This window comes from Methylobacterium sp. D48H, from assembly GCF_053345715.1.
Window position 1 is genome coordinate 1 of record NZ_JBKFAP010000216.1, and the last position, 282, is coordinate 282.

The following is a 282-nucleotide window of genomic DNA, read 5'->3' on the forward strand; positions in this document are numbered from 1 at the left end:
GGAACGGGGGCGCTTCCTGTGGCCGAGCCCAGCCGACGGCGTGGTGGCGATCTCATCGGCGCAGATGGGCTACCTGCTCTCGGGCATCGACTGGCGTCATCCCCAGGAGACCTGGCGGCCCAGCGCGATCGGATGAGGTCGGCCCTATCCAGGATCGGGTAGCCGTGATTCCCTCCTCCCGTGACCACCACGCCCGAGTCGCTGCCGACCGACCTTGCCGCCGCGCACGCCATGATCATGGCCGAGCGCGCCGCACGGCTGAGCGCCGAGGCGGACCGATCG

Annotated in this window: 1 protein-coding gene; it reads left to right on the plus strand. The window is 70.9% G+C overall.

The annotated features are described in order from the left end of the window. On the plus strand, positions 1-136 hold a 136-nt coding region (gene tnpB, locus ACLBX8_RS32190; protein WP_447716473.1), incomplete at its 5' end, for an IS66 family insertion sequence element accessory protein TnpB. Positions 137-282 lie beyond the last annotated feature (146 nt).